We start from the raw sequence: 6,585 nt of genomic DNA, 5'->3' as shown, positions 1-6,585 counted from the left end.
GCCTTGAAGGGCAGCAGTCCTTCGTTGACGCTGGCCAGAAAGACATGCGGCCACTCCAGCCCCTTGGACGCATGCAGCGTCGTCAGCGTGACCTGGTCTTGCTCATCGCCGCGCTCGGCCAAGGAGATGATGACGCTGATGGTCTGCGCGACCTGCAGCACCGTCTGCTGCTCGCTCTCAAAGGTGGAATCGCCGTCCTGAGGAGACGCCGGGCCGCCCCAAGTCTCCTCACCCCCCTCGGGGGGCGGCTGCTGCGCAGCGGCAGCTTGGGGGTCCTGTTTTCTGACCTTGCCGCCGCAGCGTTTGGCGACCCAGTCGATGAAATCGAGCACATTGTTCCAGCGCGCAATCGCCACGTTTTCGTTGTCCTCGCTGCCCAGCAGGTGTTCCTCATAGCCGATGTCCTTGACCCATTCCAGCAGCAAGGCCTTGGCGGCTTCCGTCCCCTCGGTGTGCTTGGCGCGGAACTCCAGATCGGTGATGGTGCGGCCAAACTCATGCAGCGAGCCGAGTGCCTTGGCGCTCATCACCTCGCCCAGCGACTCGGCAAACAGCGACTCGAACATGCTGCTCTTCCAGCGCCCGGCAAACTGGCTCAGCGAGCCCAGCGTCTGGTGGCCGATACCGCGCTTGGGCGTGGTGATGGCGCGCAGAAAGGCCGGGTCGTCGTCCTGGTTGACCAGCAAGCGCAGCCAGGCGCAGAGGTCTTTGATCTCGCTCTTGTCGAAAAAGCTCTGGCCGCCCGAGACCTTGTAGGGGATTTCGGCCCGGCGCAGCGCCTTCTCGAAGGTGCGGGCCTGGTGGTTGGCACGGTAGAGGATGGCGAAGTCAGCGAAGGCCTGCGCCTTGCCTTCCGCACGAAAGGCTTGAATGCGCTGTACCGCGCGCTCGGCCTCATGCTCCTCGCCGTCCGACTCGATCAGCGCTATGGGATCCCCGTCGCCGAACTCGCTCCACAGCTTCTTCTCGAAAATCTTCGGGTTGACGGCGATGACGTTATTGGCCGCGCGCAGGATGGCGCCGGTCGAGCGGTAGTTCTGCTCCAGCGGGATCACCTTCAGGCGCGGGTAATCGACCGGCAGGCGCTTGAGGTTCTCGATCGTGGCACCGCGCCAGCCGTAGATGCTTTGGTCATCGTCGCCCACCGCCGTGAACATCGCGCGCGGGCCGACCAGGGCTTTGAGCAGGTCGTACTGCACCGCGTTGGTGTCCTGGTACTCGTCGACCAGGATGTAGCGCAGCTGGTCCTGCCAGCGGCCGCGCGCCTCGGCATGCTCGCTCAAGAGCCGCAGCGGCAGGCTGATCAGATCATCAAAGTCGACCGCTTGATAAGCCGCCAAGCGCTCCTGATAACGCGCCATCACGACGGCAGCGGCGCGCTCATGCTCGTCCTTGGCCATCGCCAGCGCCTGGTTCGAGGTCAGGCCCTGGTTCTTCCAGCCCGAGATCGTCCATTGATAGGCCTTGGCCTGGTTGGCGTCCAGCGTGCCGCCGGCGTCGCGCAAGACGCCCAGCACATCGTCGCTGTCGAGGATGGAGAACTGCTCCTTCAGCCCGACCAGCGGGCCCTCGCGGCGCAGAATGCGCACGCCCAAGCTATGGAAGGTCGAGATCGCCAGATCCTTGGCGGCGCGTGGGCCGATCAGGCTCTTGGCGCGCTCGCGCATCTCCTGCGAGGCCTTGTTGGTGAAGGTGATGGCGCCGATGTGCTTGGCCGCGTAACCGGCCTGCAGCAGGCGGGCGATTTTTTGCGTGATCACGCTGGTCTTGCCCGAGCCCGCGCCGGCAATCACCAGGCAGGGGCCGTCCAAGTGGTGGACGGCTTCGAGCTGGGCGGGATTGAGGGTGGTGGCGGGTTTGGTGGACATGGCAGAGCTCGGGGCAGCTGCGCATGATAGCCATGCCGCGCGACTATGCTGTCGCGCATGAGCTCCAACACCACGCCAGACTCCGGCCGCCGCAGCCTGCTGCAGGCCACGCTCGCCGCCGCCAGCGCGCCGCTGTTCATCCGCCATGCCTTTGCCGCCGATGCTGGCTTGCGCTTCGCCGTGGGTCTGGCCTCGGGCTGCCCGCGGCCGGGCGGCATGGTCTTGTGGACCCGGCTGACCGGCGACGACCTGCCGCCGCAGGCCGAGGTCAGCTGGGAGCTGGCCGAGGACGAGGCCTTCAGCCGCATCGCCGCCAGCGGCCTTGAGCAGGCGGTCGCAGACGACGCTCACAGCGTGCACGCCGAACCGAGCGGCTTGAAGCCTGACCGCTGGTATTGGTATCGCTTCAGCGCCCTGGGCGCGCGCAGCGGCATCGGCCGTACCCGCACGGCGCCGGCGTTGGATGCCGACGTCCAGCAGTTGCGCTTCGCCATCGCGTCCTGCCAGCGCTGGGACCATGGCCGTTATGCGGCTTGGGCAGATATGGCCAAGCAAGATCTCGATCTGGTGCTGTTCCTGGGCGACTACATCTATGAGAACGCCGCCAGCTCCAATGCCTCGGCCAGCGGCCCCGCGCCACGCGTGCACCTGGGCGGCCTGTGCCGCACGCTGCCCGACTATCGTCAGCGTTATGCCCAGTACAAAAGCGACCCCGCCCTGCAGGCCATGCATGCGCGCGCGCCCTGGCTCATCATCTGGGACGACCATGAGGTCGACAACGACTGGGCCGGCGCCAGCTCGCAAGGCCTGGAGCTTGACTTCCCGGCCCGCCGCGCTGCCGCCGCCAAGGCCTATTGGGAACATCTGCCCTTCCCCAAGGCGCTGCGGCCCAGCGGCTTCGATCTCCGCATCCATCAGCGCTATGACTGGGGCAAATTGGCCCGCCTGATCGCGCTCGATTGCCGCCAATACCGCGACCCCCAGGTTTGCCCCAAGCCGGGCCGCGGCGGCTCCAACACCTTGTCGGTTCAGGACTGCCCGGCATTTTTGGACCCCAAGCGCAGTTTGTTGGGGGCGGCGCAAGAGCAATGGCTGGCGCAGAGCTGGGATGCGCAGCGGCCCTGGAACCTGCTGGCGCAGTCAACCCTGATGGCGCAGATGAACTGGCAAGACAAGCCGGACCAGCCGCGCGTGCATTGGACCGACGGCTGGGACGGCTACGGCCCGGCGCGCGGCCGCCTGCTGCAAGGTCTGGTCGCCAAAAAATTGCCCAACGCGGTGGTGCTGGGCGGCGATGTGCATGCCAACTATGTGTGCGACCTGAAGCTGGACTTCAACCACGCCAACAGCGCGGTGGTGGCGACCGAGTTCTGTGGCACCTCGATCAGCAGCCAGGGGCTGGACCAGCAACGCATCGACCGCGCCCGGCCGCACAACCCGCATATCCGCTACGGCCGCAGCGACCAGCACGGCTATATGAGCTTTGTGCTGCAGGCTGGCGGCCTGCAGGCCGAGTTGCGCACGGTGCGTGAGCTGTGGCTGGCGGACAGCGCGGTCGATGTGTCGACGCGCTTTGCGGTGGCGGCGGGCCAGCCCGGCGCGCAGCCGCTCTGAGCTCTTATTTGCTGGCTAGCCCTGAGTTCGCCTGCTTGGCTGGCGCGACCAGCAATTTAGCCAGCGGCCCTTGCTGCCAGATTTGTGGCCTCAGCCAGGCACCCAAGGACAGCAGCAGCAGCCCCGCCAGAGCCACGCCGGCCCACCAAGCGCGCCGGCCGCTGGACGGGCGCGGCGGCCAAGCCGGCAGCTTGGATTCATAGGTCATCGCTTCCGCGCCGGCACTGGCCTGCCTCAGCAGCGGCATCGGCGTCAGCGCCAAGGCCGAGTGCTCCTCGCCGGCCAGCCAGGCGCGCAAATCTTCTGCCAGCACCTCAACCCCGGCATAGCGGCGGGCGGTCTGCGGTGCGACCGCCTTGGCGCACAAGGCGTCCAGACTGAAGCGTTCCAGGGCCGTCAGACCCGGCCAAGACGCGGCCGGAGAATGCTCGTCGGCGGCGCCATCAAACTGATTCGGCAAGCGCCCGTCCACCAACAGGCAGAGCAAGACGCCCAGCCCGTAAACCTCGCCGGCAAAGCTCGGCGGCGCGCCGGCCAGCGCCTCGGGGCTGGCAAAGCCGGGCGCCGAGGCCAGGCTCAAACCCCGCTCGAAGGGGTCGCTCGGGTCGGGTATGCGCAGCAGGCCCATGCCCATCAAGCTGAGCTGCTGCTCCCGGTTGACCCACAGCAATGAGGGGTCAATCTCGCCCAGCAGCCAGCCCTGCTGGTGCGCATAGCGCAGGGCCTCGCAGAGCTGGACGACCAAACGCAGGCGCTCCCGCAGGGCCAAGCTGGCGCAGGCGCGGAGAATCGGCTGGCCGTCGCTGCCGTCAAAAATCAAGTAGGGCTGACCGCCCGGGGTGACGCCACTGTCGTTGGGCACCTTGATGGCGGGGTGGGCCAAGCTGCCCAGATCGCTGACCTGATCGCCGAAGCGCAGCATGATGCCGGCCGAACGCTCGCAGCGCGGCAACACCAGCACATTGCAATGGCGGTCGGCGGCCAGGGCGTGGCGGGCGCTGTACCACTGGCCCGCCGGGCTGCCTTGCAGCGCGTTGCAGCCATGCAAACGCCAAACACCCAGCGCCGCGCCTTCGCGCAGCAAGGGCTGGGGCGACGGGGGGGGGAGGGTGAGTTCAGGCATGCGCATGGGAGTTGAGGCGGGATCGTAGAGGAGGTCTGTGTCATTTCCGTGCCGGTGGAGCCCCGCAAACTGGGGGTCTTTGCCCATTCACTCACGGAACCTGCGCATTTGTTGGCAGTTGCCGGCGCCGCTTGGCGCCAAGCGCATTCAGCCGCCAGCAAGCCAGGCTTGCGATACTGGCGCCATTCATGCAAACCATTCTGACCGTCACCCTGCCGTTCTTCGCGCTGATCTTTTGTGGCTCCGCGCTGGCCGCGCCACAGCAAAGCGCCTACCAGCAGCCCTCACCGGCGGTGCGCGAGTTGCTTGACGCGCCGGCCAGCCCCAAGCATCTGATCGCGCCGAACAAGCAAACCTTGGCCTTGCTGGAGCTGCGCCGCTTCAGCAGCTTGGCCGAGCTGGCCCGCCCGACGCTGAAGCTGGCCGGCCTGCGCTTTGATCAGGCCAGCGGCGTGCCCAGCCAGACCGCCGCCATCGAGCGCCTGCGTCTGCGGCCCTTGCTGAATGCGCAGGCGCCGGAACAAAGCGTGGACTTGAGCGCCGGCGGCGCGCCTGGAAAAAGCTATTTCCACAGTTTCAGCTGGGCGCCTGATGGCCAGCGTTTTTTGCTGGAGCGGCGCACCGAGCAGGCCAATGAGCTGTGGGTCGGCGACGCCGCCAGTGGCGAAATACAAAGAATTGCCGGCATCAGCCTGAACAATGCCTTGGCGCAGGGTGAGCTGGCCTGGCTGAGTTCGTCCGAGCTGGTGGTGCTGGCCAGGGCCGAGCGCCGCGGCTCGGCGCCTCGGCTACCGGCGGTGCCCAATGCGCCATTGATCCGCGAAACCTCGGGGCGCGCCTCGCCGGAGCGCACCCATGCCGACCTGCTGCAGACCCCGCACGACGAACGCCTGCTGGACTATCACGCGCTGTCGCAGCTGACCCGCGTCAATCTGCGCACGCTGCAGAGCAAGCGGCTCGGCGAGCCGGCGCTGTTCTTCAGTGTGGCGCGCCTCGGCGGGGGCGACAGCTTGTTGACCGAGCGCATTACCCGCCCCTTCAGCTACAGCCTGACTTGGGACGACTTCCCGCAGGTGGTGGAGGTGCGCCGCCCGGATGGGCGCGTGCTGCGTGAAATTGCCCGCCTGCCGCTCAAGCGCGGTGTGGCCATCAACGGCGTGCTGCCGGGGCCGCGGCTGTTCTACGCCTCGCCGAACAAAGACGCGGCCATCTACTGGGTTGAGGCCTTGGACGGCGGCAATCCGAACCACCGCGCCGCCCACCGCGACCGCCTGCTGCGGCTGGACGCGCCTTACACGGGCGAGGCCCAAGAGTTGCTGCGCCTGCCGCAGCGCTTCAACAGCATGCGCTTCATCGACGACGGCCAGCATGCCTTGGTCAGCGAGGACGACGGCCCGCGCGCCTGGACCCGCAGCTACTTGCTGGCGCTGCGCGGCGGCAGTATCCGCACCGTGTTTGACCACTCGATGCGGGAGCGCTACGGCCACCCCGGCAGCCCGCTGATGCGCATGTCGACCAGCGGCCATCTGGTGGCGCAGACCTGGGGCGGCGGCCTCTTGCTGCAGGGCGCCGGCGCCAGCCCCAAGGGCGACCGGCCGTTTCTTGACCGCTTGTCCCTGCGCGACGCCCATGTGCAGCGCCTGTTCCAGTCCGGCGAGGCCATCTATGCCGCGCCGCTGGAGTTGCTGAACGACGGCCAGTTGCTGACGCTGCAAGAAAGCATCAACCAGCCGCCGTCGCTGCATGTGCAGTCATTGGGCCAGCCCACCCTCACCACCACCGCCGCCGCCGCCGCCGCCGCCGCCGCCACCTTGACCCGCGCCCGCCCACCGCATCCGCTGCTGCGCAAGATCCGCCGCGAACTGGTCAGCTTCAAGCGCGGCGACGGCGTCGAGATGTCGTTCTGGATGTATCTGCCGCCCGACTACAAAGAAGGCGAGGCCCGCCCCACCCTGGTCTGGGCCTATCCGCTCGAATTCA

At 67.5% G+C, this 6,585-nt stretch carries 4 protein-coding genes; 2 read left to right on the top strand and 2 right to left on the bottom strand.

Annotated features, from left to right (window positions below; translation table 11 throughout):
- A partial coding sequence (locus RMO57_RS18620; protein WP_310389201.1) for a UvrD-helicase domain-containing protein occupies positions 1-1,868 on the bottom strand: 1,868 nt, incomplete at its 3' end.
- A 57-nt stretch (positions 1,869-1,925) separates the two neighbouring features.
- Between RMO57_RS18620 and RMO57_RS18615 the strand changes: the two genes are divergently transcribed.
- A complete protein-coding gene (locus tag RMO57_RS18615; protein WP_310389199.1) occupies positions 1,926-3,482 on the top strand; it encodes an alkaline phosphatase D family protein in 1,557 nt (518 codons plus the stop codon).
- Positions 3,483-3,486: 4 nt separating this feature from the next.
- Here the strand turns inward: RMO57_RS18615 and RMO57_RS18610 are convergent, their stop codons facing one another.
- Entirely contained in the window at positions 3,487-4,605 is a 1,119-nt protein-coding gene (locus RMO57_RS18610) for a hypothetical protein (protein WP_310389198.1), read from the bottom strand.
- A gap of 188 nt (positions 4,606-4,793) precedes the next feature.
- Between RMO57_RS18610 and RMO57_RS18605 the strand changes: the two genes are divergently transcribed.
- On the top strand, positions 4,794-6,585 hold a 1,792-nt coding region (locus RMO57_RS18605), incomplete at its 3' end, for a hypothetical protein (RefSeq protein WP_310389197.1).

This window comes from Roseateles sp. (genome assembly GCF_031397715.1).
Classification (GTDB): Bacteria; Pseudomonadota; Gammaproteobacteria; order Burkholderiales; family Burkholderiaceae_C; genus Paucibacter_A.
The sequence above is the reverse complement of the archived record's forward strand: the minus strand, read 5'-3'. Positions and strand labels throughout refer to the sequence as shown.